The sequence below is a fragment of the Aeromonas sp. R6-1 genome (genome assembly GCF_040908165.1).
In the GTDB taxonomy this organism is placed as follows: Bacteria; Pseudomonadota; Gammaproteobacteria; order Enterobacterales; family Aeromonadaceae; genus Aeromonas; species Aeromonas caviae.
In genome coordinates this window covers 128,601-143,084 of sequence record NZ_JBFODF010000021.1, presented here as the reverse complement: position 1 = coordinate 143,084, position 14,484 = coordinate 128,601, and the positions used below count along the sequence as shown (strand labels likewise).

Here is a 14,484-nt window from a genome sequence, read left to right as displayed (position 1 = left end):
CGAGTTGAGTGCAGAGGCAAAGCGTACAGACCGAACTGGGAATAAAGAGGGAAGGGCAGCGGAAGGATGCAGGAGAGGGGGCCAGCGGCGCGGGTGGCAGTGACGCGCGGTATTGGGGACAAAAAAAGCGGGAGGCATTGTGCCTCCCGCTGGTGCTGAAGAATGTCATTGAGCCTTATTTGCTCCCTTCTCCCCTGGCGGGAGAAGGGCTGGGGATGAGGGGGATCAATCCCAATCCGGCGCAAAGTCCGGGTTGGCGCAGCGCTCACCCCGATCCAGGGTGGCAATGGCGGCCATCTCGTCGCTGCTGAGCCGTACCTTCAGCGCAGCCAGGTTGGCGGCCAGATTCTCCCGCTTGGTGGAGCTCGGGATCACCGTCATGCCCTGTGCCAGCAGCCAGGCCAGCGACACCTGGGCTGCCGAGACGCCGTGGCGCTTGCCGATCTCCATCAGCAGCGGCTCGCTCAGCACCTTGCCATAGGCCAGCGGCATATAGGCGGTGATGGCGATGCCGTGGGCCTGGCAGAAATCGACCACCTTGCGGTTTTGCAGCAGGGGATGGATCTCCACCTGCTGGTGGGCGATGGCGCCCGGCCCCAAAATCTCGATGGCCTGTTTAAGCTGGGCCACGGTGAAGTTGGAGACCCCGATCTCCCGGGTCAGGCCCCGGGCTTTGGCCTCGGCGAGCTGCTCCAGATAGACCGCCATCGGCACCTCATCCTGGGGGGAGGGCCAGTGAATGAGCGCCAGATCCAGATAGTCGGTGCCGAGTTTTTCCAGGCTCACTTCCAGGCTCGGGATCACCTTGCCCGGGCCAAATTCGCTGGTCCACACCTTGGTGGTCAGGTAGATATCCTGGCGGGGCACGCCACTCTCGCTCATCAACTGGCCGACTTCGGCCTCGTTGTCATAGATCTGGGCGGTGTCGATATGGCGGTAGCCAAGTTCCAGCCCCTGGAGCAGGGAGTCGCGAAGGGGCTGATCTTTCAGGCGGAAGGTTCCAAGACCCAGGTTGGGCATCTTCATCATCAAATTCCTCAGGTTAGTGTTTCTACGCTCAAATGATGGGCTTTGCCTGCGCCGAGGGCGGAGGCAGTCAGGCGCGCCGGTAGCGGCTCACGATCCGGTTGGCAAACCAGGGGGAGGCGAGGCTGGCAAAGGCGATGTAGTGGGGCTGCTGCTGGTGGGCGAGCAGGGCGGTTTCGCTCTCCCACTCCTCGTACAGCATCCAGCTGTGGGGGCTCTCCAGGCTCTGGTGCAACTGGTAGCGAAGGCACCCCGGCTCTTGCAGGGTAGCGGCGATCAGCGGCTCGAGGGCAGCGCGAAACTGGGCGGCGAATTCGGGTTTGGCGTCAAGCTGGGCAATCACAATCAGGGGGGATGGCATCTGAACCTCCTCGTTAAGACGGGAGTCAGTATGCCCGCCCCAGACTGGGGGATACAGGGCAGCAGTCGCAAAACACTATTGAGGTGAGTGCAGCAATGTGGCCTCCCCATGGCTGGTCGTGGTGCAGGTGGGCCAGGGGAGGGCGGAGTATTATCAGGCGCTGGCCGGTTCGGACCAGACGGCGAACTCATTGCCGCTGGGCTCGACAAAGTGAAAGCGGCGGCCACCGGGGAAGTCGAACAGGGGGCGCACTATGGTGCCCCCTGCGCCGGCTACCTTGCTCTGGGTCGCCTCGATATCGGCGCTGTAGAACACCAGGAGCGCCCCGCCCTGAGCACTCTGGCTGCACAGTTCGGCGCGGTAGAAGCCGCCATCCAGCCCTTCTCCCTCGAAGGCGCAATAATCGGGGCCGTAGTCGGCAAACTGCCAGCCAAAGGCGGCGCTGAAGAAGGCCTTGGTGGCGGCGAGATCCCTGGCCGCAAACTCCACATAGTTCAGTTTTTCATGGGCCCTGGTCATGGGCTCTCCTTGTCGGTGATTATTTCGGTTGTCAGCGTTTTTGCGTGGGGCTTGTGGAGTGGGGCAAGGCGTCCCAGGGGGTCAGCTTGAGCCGCTTGCGCCGAAACCAGAACCAGGTCCCCATCAGCAGACCGAGCCCGATGCCAAACAGCAGGCTCTGGCGCAGGGCAAACCCCGGGCTCACCTCATCCTGCCAGCCGAGGCACCACATCAACACCCCCCAGATAGCGCCGATGGGGAGTCCCAGGGCAAGAACGTTGATCAGAAAGCGTTCGTAGTGGGGCGGCCTGATGGTGAACCCCGCCTTTCGCAGCAGCCAGATGATCGGCGGGTTGTAGTTGAGCGTTTGCACGCCCTTCTCGGCCAGCTCCCGATGGGCGGCGGCCAGCCTGTTGTCGAATGTCATGGATCGTCCCTGTCATAGTGTGGCGCCATACGGTGCCGGTTGGCGGCATTGTACTGGCAAGGGCGCAGATAAAACAGGTGGTGCGTCACGATACGAAGCGACGCCTGTCTTGCCAACTCCCGGCCATTGCACCTATAAAGACCCATTACTCTTGCCAGGATGACAACAATGAAGACCCATTCCGATGAATTGACCCTGTTTGTGGCGGTGGTGGAGGCGGGCAGCTTTCGCCAGGCGGCGGAGAATCTCGGCATGGATAATTCCGTGGTGAGCCGCGGCATCAAGCGTCTCGAAGAGAAGCTCGCCACCGTGCTCCTCAACCGCACCACCCGCCGGGTCAGCCTGACCGAGGAGGGGAGCTGGTTCTATCAGCGGGCGGTGAAGATCCTGACCGAGATGAGCGAGGCGGAAGGGTTGCTGCTGATGCGTCGGGAGCAGCCGGAGGGCATATTGCGGGTGGACGCCGCCACCCCCTTCATCCTGCATAGATTGGTGCCCATCATCGGGGAGTTTCGCCGCCGCTACCCCGCCATCGAGCTGCAACTGCACAGCTCCGAGGGCTTCATCAACCTGATGGAGCGGCGGGTGGACATGGCCATTCGCATCGGCGAGCTGACGGACTCCTCCCTGCGGGCCCTGCCGTTGGGCCGCTCGCGGCTGCGGCTGCTGGCCTCCCCCGACTATCTGAAGGTACGCGGTACCCCGCGCCAGCCGGCTGACTTGCTGTCTGGCCACGAGCTGCTCGGTTTTTTGCACCCCGATCACCTCAATCATTGGCCCCTATTGAGCGAGGAGCAGGGGGACCGATTCGCCATCACCCCGACCCTGCGGGCCAGCAGCGGGGAAACCTTGCGTCAGCTGGCGCTGGCGGGGCAGGGGATCGTCTGCCTGTCGGACTTCATGACGGGGGATGACAGGGCGAGCGGGGCGCTGGTGGAGGTGCTGGCCCGCAGCAACAGCGGCGCCTCGCGCCCCATCCATGCGGTCTTCTACTCCGATGCCCAGCGGGACATCCGGCTGCGGGTCTGGCTCGATTTCCTGAAAGAGCAGCTCGGTGCTGAGGCGTTGTAGAGGGCATGTCGACAGTTCCAACCCCCTCCACGAGGGGGAGGGGTCATTTTCTCCCACCCCTTGGCAAGGGGAGGGTTGGGGTCGGGGCGGTCAGAACAGTCGCGCTCGCCAATATAAAGAGGCCGACATCGCTGTCGGCCTCTTTGCTTTTTTCATCTCAAGGATGCGTCGGTTACCCCATCACTCCTCTTCGGCCCAGCGGCGTGAGCGTTCCACTGCCTTCTTCCAGCCGCTGTAGCGCTTGGCGCGATCGTCGCGGTCCATCTGCGGGATGAACTCGCGGTCTACGCTGAACTTGTCTTCCAGCTCTTCGGAGCTCTTCCAGAAGCCCACGGCGAGGCCGGCCAGGAAGGCGGCGCCCATGGCGGTGGTCTCGATGCGGGTCGGACGCACCACAGGGGTGTGCATCATGTCAGCCTGGAACTGCATCAGGAAGTCGTTGGCCACTGCGCCGCCGTCCACCTTCAGGGCTGCCAGCTTGATGCCGGAGTCCTGTTGCATGGCATCCAGCACGTCGCGGCTCTGGTAGGCGATGGATTCGAGCGCCGCACGGATGATGTGGTTGCGGTTGGCGCCACGGGTCAGGCCGACCATGGTGCCGCGAGCATACGGATCCCAGTAGGGGGCGCCCAGGCCCACGAAGGCCGGCACCAGGTAGACGCCGTTGGTGTCGCCTACCTTGCTCGCGAAGTAGTCGGTATCGCGGGCATCGTGGATGATCTTGAGCTCATCGCGCAGCCACTGGATGGTGGCGCCGCCCATGAAGACCGCCCCTTCCAGTGCGTAGTTCACTTCCCCTTTCGGGCCGATGGCGACCGTGGTCAGCAGGCCGTTGCTGGAGCGAACCGGCTCGGTGCCGGTGTTCATCAGCATGAAGCAGCCGGTACCGTAGGTGTTCTTGGCCATCCCTTTTTCGAAGCAGAGCTGGCCGAACAGGGCGGACTGCTGGTCACCGGCGATACCGGCGATGGGGATGCGGGCGCCGCCGCCACGGGTGGTGTAGCCATAGACCTCGGAGGAGGGTTTGACTTGCGGCAGCATGGAGGCGGGGATGCCCAGCTCGTCCAGCATGCGCTCATCCCACTTCAGGTCGCGGATGTTGTAGAGCATGGTGCGCGAGGCGTTGGTCGGGTCGGTGACGTGCACCTCGCCGTTGGTCATCTTCCACACCAGCCAGGTGTCGATGGTGCCGAACAGCAGCTCGCCGTTCATTGCCTTTTCCCGGGCCCCTTCCACGTTGTCCAAGATCCACTTCACCTTGGTGCCGGAGAAGTAGGCATCCAGCACCAGGCCGGTGTTTTCGCGAACGTACTCTTCCAGGCCGCGCGCTTTCAGTTCTTCACAGATGGCGGCGGTACGGCGACACTGCCAGACGATGGCGTTGTAGATGGGCTTGCCGGTGGCCTTTTCCCAGACGACGGTGGTTTCACGCTGGTTGGTGATGCCGATGGCGGCGATCTGCTCGCTGTGCAGGCCGCTCTTGGCCAGCACTTCGGTGAAGACGGAGGACTGGGTCGCCCAGATCTCCATGGGGTCGTGCTCGACCCAGCCCGCTTTCGGGTAGTGCTGGGTGAATTCGCGCTGGGAGGTCGCGACGATGTTGGCGTCCTGATCGAAGACAATGGCACGGGAGGAGGTGGTGCCCTGGTCCAGCGCAACGACAAATTTCTTTTCAGCAGACATGATGTTCTCCACGTTTTTATTTTCCACGTTGTTACACGTTGGGGAGGGCCGCTCTCAGGCGGCGGCCTCTTCTTTGTTAGACAGCTTGGCGGCTTCTTCGGTGGCGACGCGGTTGCCCGGGACGCAGGGAGCCAGCACTTTCACATACAGGGCGGTACCGATCTGGGCGCCGACGATGGGGCCAAGGATGGGGACCCAGAAGTAGGGGTTGTCACGACCACCGGTCAGGGCCACGTCACCCCAGCCAGCCACGAAGGCGAACAGTTTGGGGCCGAAATCACGGGCCGGGTTCATGGCAAAGCCGGTCAAGGGGCCGAGGGAGGCGCCGATCACCGCGATCAGGATGCCGATGAGCAGGGCGGCGGCGAAGCCTTTGGGGGCGCCGTTGTTATTGTCACCCAGTGCCATGATGCCCAGCATCAGGACGGCGGTGATCACCATCTCGACCGCGAAAGCCTGCATGTTGGAGAGCAGGGCATTGGGGTAGGTGGAGAAGATGCCTGCGGTGCCGAGGCTCTCGACGCTGCCGCGCACCACGTTGTGGGTCAGTTCCCACTGGGTGAACAGGTTGCTGTAGAGGGCGTAGACCAGGGCGGCGGAGGCGAAGGCCCCGGCTATCTGGGCGATGATGAAGGGCACCACCTTGCGCTTGTCAAAGCCGCAGAAGGTCATCAGGGCCAGGGTCACGGCAGGGTTGAGGTGGGCACCGGAGATGCCACCGGTGACATAGATGGCGATGGCGACACCCAGGCCCCAGGTAATGGAGATTTCCCATTGCCCGAAGTTGGCGCCAGCCAGCACCAGGGCGGCCACGCAACCGACGCCGAAGAAGATCAGCAGGCCGGTGCCGATAAACTCGGCGAGGCACTCGCCAAGCAGGGTATTGGGTCTTTGTATGCTCATAGTTGTTATTCCTTATATCCACCCACAGTAGGTTTGATGTTCCGTTTTGTTATCTTTCATTCCCATTCATTGCGCCCGAAAACGTTTCTTCTTGTTTTTTGAGCTTGCGCAAACGTTATGCTCGTTTGCGCTCGTTCTTGGACGAGAGAGAAAATAAACCTTCTGCGTCAATTCACCATACCCCCGCCACCGGAAATGTGGGCAAGATCCCATTCATTGCTAAGAAAATGTGACGAAAAGCAACAGTTATCGGTCATATTACTCCTTAGTGAGTAGCTAAAGGCCACACCGTGCGTGGGCTGACCCTGGATGCGCGTTCACTCACAGCGTCACAATTTTTGTAATAAAACTGCAATAATTTAGCGCTCATCACAGATCAAATGTTCACAATTGAGCATAATTGGCTCGCTTGCGAATTAAGACGAGTCTGATCGCTGGCATGAGCGGGGCGTCCTCAACCGCCCAGAACAACAATAAAAGGAAGCAGAACATGCTTAGTCTCTTCAGGCCTGCACCCCATATCGACCGGCTGCCGGCCGACAAGGTGGATCCCTTCTACAAACGCATGCGTTGGCAGGTGTTCTTCGGGATCTTCTTCGGGTATGCGGGTTACTACCTGGTACGGAAAAACTTCAGTCTGGCGATGCCCTACCTCATCGAGCAGGGCTTCTCCCGTGGGGATCTGGGTCTGGCCCTCTCCGGCGTCTCCATCGCTTACGGTCTCTCCAAATTCCTGATGGGGAACGTGTCGGACAGATCCAACGCGCGCTACTTCCTCTCCGCCGGTCTGCTGCTCTCGGCAGGCATCATGTTCATGATGGGGACCATGCACTGGGCTACCTCCAGCATTGGCATCATGTTCGTGCTCCTGTTCCTGAACGGCTGGGCACAGGGCATGGGCTGGCCCCCCTGCGGCCGTACCATGGTGCACTGGTGGTCACAGAAGGAGCGGGGTGAGATCGTCTCGGTCTGGAACGTGGCCCACAACGTGGGCGGCGGCATGATAGGCCCCCTGTTCATCCTCGGCATGGGCTGGTTCAACGACTGGCGCAGCGCCTTCTATGTGCCTGCGGCAGCGGCGGCGGCCATCGCGGTGATCGCCTTCTTCGTGATGCGCGATACCCCGCAATCGGTCGGGCTGCCTCCCATCGAGGAGTACAAGAACGACTACCCGAAGGATTACAACGCAAGCCACGAGCAGGAGTTCTCCGCCAAGGAGATCTTCATGAAGTACGTGCTGCACAACAAGCTGCTCTGGTACATCGCCATCGCCAACGCCTTCGTCTACCTCATCCGTTACGGCGTGCTGGACTGGGCGCCCACCTATCTGAAAGAGGCCAAGGACTTCAGCGTGGATCACTCCTCCTGGGCCTACTTCCTCTATGAGTGGGCGGGGATCCCGGGCACCCTGCTGTGCGGCTGGATCTCCGACAAGATGTTCAAGGGCCGCCGCGCCCCCGCAGGCATCCTGTTCATGGTGCTGGTGACCCTTTCCGTGCTGGTCTACTGGTTCAACCCGGCGGGCAACCCGACCATCGACATGATTGCCCTGGTCGCCATCGGCTTCCTCATCTATGGCCCCGTCATGCTGATCGGCCTCTACGCCCTGGAGCTGGCGCCCAAGAAGGCGGCCGGTACCGCGGCGGGCTTCACCGGCCTGTTCGGTTATCTGGGTGGCGCGGTCGCGGCCAACGCCATGCTGGGCTATACCGTTGACCACTTCGGCTGGGACGGCGGCTTCATGGTGCTCACCGTCTCCTGCGTGCTCTCCATCATCCTGCTGGCCATGACCCTCAAGCACGAGAACGAGTCGATTGCCGCCAAGGCAGCTGCCCATAAGGCATAAAACGTGATCCTGCCCTTATCGATTGGAAAAGGGATCAGGTACACTGCCAAAGGCCCCGCACCTGCCGGGGCCTTTTTTCGTCTCATCTGCGGAGTGCAAGCGTGAAGCAAACCCAACGACATCTGGAGATCCTGGACGTCCTGACCCGGCAGGGTTTCGTCTCGACCGACGATCTGGTGACCCATTTTGACGTCAGCCCCCAGACCATTCGCCGGGATCTCAACGATCTCGCCGAACAGAACAAGATCCGGCGCCATCACGGCGGGGCCTCACTGCATTCGAGCACCGTCAACACCGCCTACAGTGCCCGCAAGGTGATGCAGCTCAAGGAGAAGGAGCGCATCGCCCGGGAAGTGGCTGCCAACATCCCCGACGGCTCGTCGCTCTTTATCGACATCGGCACCACCACCGAGGCCATCGCCCGGGCCCTGCTCGACCACCGGGAGCTGCGCGTTGTCACCAACAACCTGAACGTCGCCAGCATCCTGACCGCCAAGGATGACTTCACCGTCATCATCGCCGGCGGTGAAATTCGCAACCGGGATGGCGGCATCGTCGGGGAGGCGACCCGCGACTTCATCGGCCAGTTTCGCATGGACTACGGCGTCATCGGCATCTCGGGCATCGACAGCGACGGCTCCCTGCTCGATTTCGACTATCACGAGGTGAAGATCGCCCAGGCCATCATCGCCCACTCCCGCCAGGTGTTCCTTGCCGCCGACCACACCAAGTTTGGCCGCAACGCCATGGTCAACCTCGGCAACCTCAACCAGATCCACGCCCTGTTCACGGATCAGGAGCCGCCGGAGAAGCTGATGCGACTGATGTCCCAGCATCAGATCGCCTGCCATATCTGCTGAGCTTCCCCGCACAGGCATCAGGCCGCCTCGGGCGGCCGCTTTTTTTTTTGCCCCCTCCCGGCCTGCGGCGTTTCCCTTGCGGCGCCTAAGAGGCCAGTTCCTGGCGCTGACACACCTTCTTTGACCCCCTGATGTTGCCTCCGCACTCGGGCGCCTGCGAGGGATTCACGCCATCGCGCTCATCACCTTGCCCCATGGGCACCCCCATCCGGCACTCTTTGTTCTCCTCCCTGCCCGAAATGGCTGTTTCCGGCAGACCTTAGCCTGGCCAGGCCGTCACCGACTGGCAGCATTTTTAGCATTGTGAAAACAATCGCGATCACATTTCTCTCACGAAATGTTCGTTTATTGGTTTTTCATGTTCTAATATGAGCGAAATCAAACATTGCTGTCATGGCAAACACAAAATAAGAAAGTAGGTGAACATGAGCGAACATTATGATCTGGTCGTCGTCGGCGGCGGCATCAACGGGGTCGGCATCGCGGCAGATGCGGCGGGGCGGGGGCTGAAGGTGGCGCTGTTCGAGGCGAGCGATCTCGCCTCTGCCACCTCGTCCAACTCCAGCAAGCTGATCCACGGCGGCCTGCGCTACCTCGAACATTACGAATTCCGGCTGGTGAAAGAGGCGCTGGCGGAGCGGGAGGTCCTGCTCGGCATGGCTCCCCACATCGCCCGTCCCATGCGTTTTCGTCTGCCTCATCGCCCGCACCTGCGTCCGGCCTGGATGATCCGCGCCGGTCTCTTCCTTTATGACAACCTGGCCAAGCGGGACAAGCTCAAGGGGAGCTGCGGCCTGCGCTTCCTGCCGCAGGACGGTCTCAAGAGCGGCATCAACAAGGGCTTTGAATACTCGGATGCCTGGGTCGACGACGCCCGGCTGGTGGTGCTCAATGCCATGCTGGCGCGGGACAAGGGCGCCGATGTGCAGACCCGTACCCGCTGCGTCAAGGCGGTGCGCGGATCCAAGCACTGGACCCTGACGCTGGAGCGGGAAGGGGGCGAGCAGTTCACCGTCAGCTGCCGTGGTCTGGTCAATGCGGCGGGCCCCTGGGTCAAGACCTTCTATGACGAGAGCCTGAGCGAGAAATCCCCCCGCGGCATTCGCCTCATCAAGGGGAGCCACATGATAGTGCCGCGCATCCATGAGCGCGAAGAGGCCTACATCCTGCAAAACGAGGACAACCGCATCGTCTTCGTCATCCCCTACCAGCAGGACTATTCCCTCATCGGCACCACGGACGTGGAGCACAAAGGCAGCCCGCGGGAAGCCAAGATCAGCGATGCCGAGATCAACTACCTGTGCAAGGTGGTCAATGCCCACTTCACCAGGCAGATAAGCCCGGCAGACGTGGTGTGGACCTATGCCGGGGTGCGCCCCCTGTGTGACGACGAGTCCGATTCACCCCAGGCGGTGACCCGAGACTACACGCTCGAGCTCAGTGGTGAATCCGACGGCGCGCCGCTGTTGTCGGTGTTTGGCGGCAAGCTCACCACCTACCGCAAGCTGGCCCAGGCCGCCTGCAACAAGCTCAAGCCCTGGTTCAGCCAGATGGGAGAGGACTGGACCGCCTCCTGCCGGCTGCCCGGTGGCGAGTTCGACTGCTCGGTGCGTGAACTGGCGCGTGCCTTTGCGCTGGAATTCGACTGGCTCGACGATCGCAGCGCCCTGCGCATCGCCGAAGCCTATGGCGCTCATGCCCGCCTCTGGCTGAAGGAGGAGCGCGGCCAGCACTTTGGCGCCGGGCTGTATGAATCCGAAGTGCGCTATCTCATCGCGCGCGAATGGGCCCACTCTCTGGAGGACATCCTGTGGCGCCGCAGCAAGCTGGGGCTGCGCCTGTCGGAATCCGAGCAGCAGCAGCTCGGTGCCTGGCTGCTCGAGCACCACCACGCCCTGCCCGAAGCCTGCTGATGATCCATGGCGGGCGGCCTTTGCCGCCCGCCGTCAAACTGCAATAAACCCCTGCTATAACAATTACCTGCATCCTACACACCATAACAACGAGACCTCTTGATGAAGCAACCTCACCGTACCCTGATAGCCCTTGGCCTCGGGGCCGCCCTGGCGCTGCCCGCACTGGCGGCCGACGAAGGCAAAATCGTGATCGCCCACCGGGGTGCCTCCGGTTACCTGCCGGAACACACCCTGGAATCCAAGGCCCTGGCCTATGGCATGGGCGCCGACTATCTGGAGCAGGACCTGGTGATGACCAAGGATGACCAGCTGGTGGTGATGCACGATCACTTCCTTGATGGCATCACGGACGTGGCCGAGCGCTTCCCCGGCCGGGCCCGCCCGGACGGACGCTACTATGTGGTGGATTTCACCCTGGACGAGGTGCGTTCCCTGCGCATGACCGAGCCGTTCCAGCTGGTGGACGGCAAGCAGGTGCCGGTCTATCCGGCCCGTTTCCCGCTGTGGAAGTCGAGCTTCAGGATCCATACCTTCCAGGAAGAGATCGAGATGATCCAGGGGCTCAACAAGAGCACCGGCAAGCACATCGGCATCTACCCGGAAATCAAGGCTCCATGGCTGTTCCGCCACGAAGGCAAGGACATCTCCAGGGCTGTGCTGAACGTGCTCAAGGAGTACGGCTACACCAGCAAGAGCGACAAGGTCTATCTGCAGTGCTTTGATGCCAACGAGCTCAAGCGCATCAACGGCGAGCTGATGCCCGCCATGGGCATGGATCTCAAGCTGGTGCAGCTGATGGCCGAGACCGACTGGAACGAGACCATGGTCTACGACGCCAAGGTCAAGGCGACCCCCTATGACTACGACTGGATGTTCAAGCCGGGGGCCATGAAGACCATCGCCACCTATGCCGAGGGAATCGGTCCCTGGAAACCCATGGTGGTGACCGAGCCGGGTACTCCTGGCAAGCCGGTCTTCACCGGCATGGTGAAAGAGGCCCACGCGGCCGGTCTCAAGGTGCATCCTTATACGTTCCGTCAGGATGAGGGGCAGATCCCGGCCTATGCGAAAGACTTCACCGACCTGCTCAACATCTTCCTCTACCAGGCCGATGTGGATGGGGTATTCAGCGACTTCCCCGACAAGGCGGTCGAGGCTATCAAGGCTCACGGCAAATAATAAAAGAAGAGCAACACGGGAATGCAAGCGGGGCCAGGTGCCCCGCTTTTTTGTGCCCGGCATTATCGCCGGGATGAGGGGCCGGATAAGGGGTCATGAGAGGGGGCAGATAGATGATATTGAAATGAGTGGGTGTAATTTAATGTTTACGATTTGGGGCTGATTTGGCCTCACGTGTCGCTACTTTTGAGTTGTTTCACTCTGCATTCTTGGTCATTTATCCATCTGTCAGCGTGCAAATACGCTAGTTTCACTTGATTGTTTGTTTTTCCTTGGTAAGGTGGGGGCGGTTGCGTAACAAAGTGCTGACTTGTGTAAACATAAATGAACGATCAGCACCCTTGGCTTGAAACAGTAGAGAGAATGAGAAAATGCAAAGAGATCCCCTGAACAACATCCATATCCAGTCCGAACAAGTGATGATCACGCCTGCCCAGCTCAAGGAGAAACTGCCCATCTCCGATCGCGCGCTGGCATTCGTGCAAGGGGCCCGCAATACCATCGCCGACATCATCCACCGTCGCGATCACCGCTTGCTGGTGATCTGTGGTCCCTGCTCCATCCACGACATGGACGCCGCCAAAGAGTACGCAACCAGACTCAAAGCGCTGCATGACGCCTATCAGGACTCTCTCTACATTGTCATGCGGGTCTACTTTGAGAAGCCGCGCACCACGGTCGGCTGGAAGGGCTTTATCAACGATCCGAACCTGGACGGCACCTTTGACGTGGAGCTGGGTCTGCACCGCGCCCGCGAGCTGCTCTGCTGGCTGGCCGAGCTGGAGTTGCCGCTGGCGACCGAGGCGCTCGACCCCATCAGCCCGCAATACCTGGCGGAGCTCTTCTCCTGGTCGGCCATCGGTGCCCGCACCACCGAATCCCAGACCCACAGGGAGATGGCCTCCGGCCTCTCCATGCCGGTCGGCTTCAAGAACGGCACCGACGGCAACCTCGGTACCGCCATCAATGCGCTGCAGGCGGCTTCCAGCCCCCATGCCTTCATGGGGATCAACCAGCAGGGTCAGGTCGCGCTGCTGCAGACCCAGGGTAACCCGGATGGTCACGTGATCCTGCGCGGCGGCAAGCACCCGAACTACGACTCGGTCAATGTATCGCTGGCGGAAGAGGCGCTGGAGAAGGCGGGTCTGCTGCCCGGTCTGGTGGTGGATTGCAGCCACGGCAACTCCAGCAAGGATCACCGGCTGCAGCCCAAGGTGGCCGACAACGTCATTCACCAGATCCAGGAGGGCAACCGCTCCATCATCGGGGTGATGCTCGAATCCAACCTGTTCGAAGGCAACCAGTCCAGCGAGCAGCCCAAGTGCGAGATGCGCTACGGCGTCTCCATCACCGATGCCTGCATCGACTGGGAGACCACGGATGCGCTGCTGGCCCGCTGCCACAGCCAGCTGGCGGCACCACTTTTGGCCAGAACATCGGCATAAGCCGTGGTATCTTGTTGTAACTGATTGAACCATCGAGGTATCACTGCCCACGCAGTGATACCTTGTTGCCTCTTGAATGACAGGGCGTCGCTGCGGGCGGCGCCAGCAGGGACTGGACATGGCGGAAGAGTTGAATGCCCTCAGGGACAAGATAGATGCGGTGGACAAGCAGCTGATTGATCTGCTGGCTGCCCGTCTCGCCCTGGTGGGGGAAGTGGGGGAAGTGAAAAGCCGGCACGGCCTGCCCATCTATGCGCCGGATCGGGAGGCGAGCATGCTGGCCCGCCGCCGCGCCGAGGCCGAGGTTCTGGGGGTGCCGGGGGACCTTATCGAGGACGTGCTGCGCCGGGTGATGCGCGAGTCCTATATTCTGGAGTCCGCCAGCGACAAGGAGCACCACTTCAAGTGCATGAAGCCTGAGCTCGGCAAGGTGGTGATCATCGGTGGCCAGGGGCAGCTTGGCCGCCTGTTCGGCAACCTGTTCAGCCTCTCGGGCTACCGGGTCGAAACCCTGGGTCAGGCCGACTGGCCACGCGCCGACGAGATCCTGCACGGCGCCGGGCTGGTGATGGTGGCGGTGCCCATCGACGTCACCTGCCAGGTGATCGACCGGCTCGGCAACCTGCCGGCGGACTGCCTGCTGGTGGACGTGACCAGCGTCAAGAGTGAACCGCTTGCCCATATGCTGGCGGTACACCAGGGGCCGGTGCTGGGGCTGCACCCCATGTTCGGGCCGGATGTGGCGAGCCTCGCCAAGCAGGTGATCGTCTGCTGTCAGGGGCGCGAGCCCGCCGCCAGCCAGTGGCTGCTGGAGCAGATGACCATCTGGGGCGCCCGCCTGCAGCAGGTGGAGGCCAGGGCCCACGACGAGGCGATGACCTTCATTCAGGCGCTGCGCCACTTTGCTACCTTCGCCTACGGCTGGCACCTCTCCCGGGAGCAGGCCAACATCGACCGCCTGCTTGCCTTAAGCTCTCCCATCTACCGGCTGGAGCTGGCCATGGTGGGACGGCTGTTCGCCCAGGATCCCCATCTCTACGCCGACATCATATTGTCGTCGCCCCAGAACCTCGCGATGATCCGCCGCTACTACCAGAACTTCGGCGAGGCGCTGGGCCTGCTGGAGCGGGGCGACAGGGAGGGCTTCATCGAGGCCTTCAGCCAGGTCTCCGGCTTCTTCGGCGAGCGGGCGGAGGAGTTCCTGCGCGAGAGCCGCACCCTGCTGGCGCAGGCCAACGATCGTCGTCATCACGGCTGATGCACAAATAT

The 14,484-nt window shown here is 61.7% G+C and carries 13 protein-coding genes; 7 read left to right on the top strand and 6 right to left on the bottom strand.

Annotated elements, in window-relative coordinates:
* Positions 1-225: 225 nt before the first annotated feature.
* From dkgB to AB5Y68_RS05185, 4 genes are all read right to left on the bottom strand, one after another.
* Positions 226-1,029 (bottom strand): 2,5-didehydrogluconate reductase DkgB, encoded by an 804-nt coding sequence (dkgB, locus tag AB5Y68_RS05200; protein WP_039038610.1) that lies wholly within the window; start codon positions 1,027-1,029, stop codon positions 226-228.
* Between the two features lie 67 nt (positions 1,030-1,096).
* Positions 1,097-1,387: a putative quinol monooxygenase gene (locus AB5Y68_RS05195; RefSeq protein WP_039038611.1), complete on the bottom strand. Its 291-nt coding sequence runs from the start codon at positions 1,385-1,387 to the stop codon at positions 1,097-1,099.
* A gap of 153 nt (positions 1,388-1,540) precedes the next feature.
* A complete protein-coding gene (locus AB5Y68_RS05190; RefSeq protein WP_039038612.1) occupies positions 1,541-1,906 on the bottom strand; it encodes a VOC family protein in 366 nt (121 codons plus the stop codon).
* A gap of 31 nt (positions 1,907-1,937) precedes the next feature.
* Complete coding sequence (locus tag AB5Y68_RS05185; RefSeq protein WP_039038613.1) at positions 1,938-2,312, bottom strand: DUF6404 family protein; 375 nt, start codon at positions 2,310-2,312, stop codon at positions 1,938-1,940.
* Between the two features lie 168 nt (positions 2,313-2,480).
* Between AB5Y68_RS05185 and AB5Y68_RS05180 the strand changes: the two genes are divergently transcribed.
* Positions 2,481-3,383 (top strand): LysR substrate-binding domain-containing protein, encoded by a 903-nt coding sequence (locus tag AB5Y68_RS05180; RefSeq protein ID WP_039038614.1) that lies wholly within the window; start codon positions 2,481-2,483, stop codon positions 3,381-3,383.
* Between the two features lie 180 nt (positions 3,384-3,563).
* Here AB5Y68_RS05180 and glpK read toward each other — a convergent pair whose 3' ends face one another.
* Positions 3,564-5,066, bottom strand: coding sequence for a glycerol kinase GlpK (gene glpK, locus AB5Y68_RS05175; RefSeq protein ID WP_010674229.1), 1,503 nt, complete (start codon positions 5,064-5,066; stop codon positions 3,564-3,566).
* A gap of 54 nt (positions 5,067-5,120) precedes the next feature.
* Positions 5,121-5,969, bottom strand: coding sequence for an MIP/aquaporin family protein (locus AB5Y68_RS05170; RefSeq protein WP_039038615.1), 849 nt, complete (start codon positions 5,967-5,969; stop codon positions 5,121-5,123).
* A gap of 490 nt (positions 5,970-6,459) precedes the next feature.
* Here AB5Y68_RS05170 and glpT point away from each other — a divergent pair, with 490 nt between their 5' ends.
* From glpT to tyrA, 6 genes are all read left to right on the top strand, one after another.
* The gene (gene glpT / locus AB5Y68_RS05165; RefSeq protein WP_039038616.1) at positions 6,460-7,815 is read left to right on the top strand and encodes a glycerol-3-phosphate transporter; all 1,356 of its coding nucleotides are present in this window, start codon (positions 6,460-6,462) and stop codon (positions 7,813-7,815) included.
* A 101-nt stretch (positions 7,816-7,916) separates the two neighbouring features.
* The gene (locus tag AB5Y68_RS05160; protein WP_010674233.1) at positions 7,917-8,675 is read left to right on the top strand and encodes a DeoR/GlpR family transcriptional regulator; all 759 of its coding nucleotides are present in this window, start codon (positions 7,917-7,919) and stop codon (positions 8,673-8,675) included.
* 425 nt (positions 8,676-9,100) lie between these two features.
* Positions 9,101-10,588 (top strand): glycerol-3-phosphate dehydrogenase, encoded by a 1,488-nt coding sequence (gene glpD / locus AB5Y68_RS05155; protein WP_039038617.1) that lies wholly within the window; start codon positions 9,101-9,103, stop codon positions 10,586-10,588.
* A gap of 102 nt (positions 10,589-10,690) precedes the next feature.
* Positions 10,691-11,770 carry a glycerophosphodiester phosphodiesterase gene (glpQ, locus tag AB5Y68_RS05150; RefSeq protein ID WP_368206936.1) on the top strand — a complete coding sequence of 360 codons (1,080 nt, stop codon included), beginning with the start codon at positions 10,691-10,693 and terminating at the stop codon, positions 11,768-11,770.
* Between the two features lie 371 nt (positions 11,771-12,141).
* Positions 12,142-13,215, top strand: a complete 1,074-nt coding sequence (locus tag AB5Y68_RS05145; RefSeq protein ID WP_010674236.1) for a 3-deoxy-7-phosphoheptulonate synthase — start codon at positions 12,142-12,144, stop codon at positions 13,213-13,215.
* A gap of 118 nt (positions 13,216-13,333) precedes the next feature.
* The gene (tyrA, locus tag AB5Y68_RS05140; RefSeq protein ID WP_039038619.1) at positions 13,334-14,473 is read left to right on the top strand and encodes a bifunctional chorismate mutase/prephenate dehydrogenase; all 1,140 of its coding nucleotides are present in this window, start codon (positions 13,334-13,336) and stop codon (positions 14,471-14,473) included.
* Positions 14,474-14,484 lie beyond the last annotated feature (11 nt).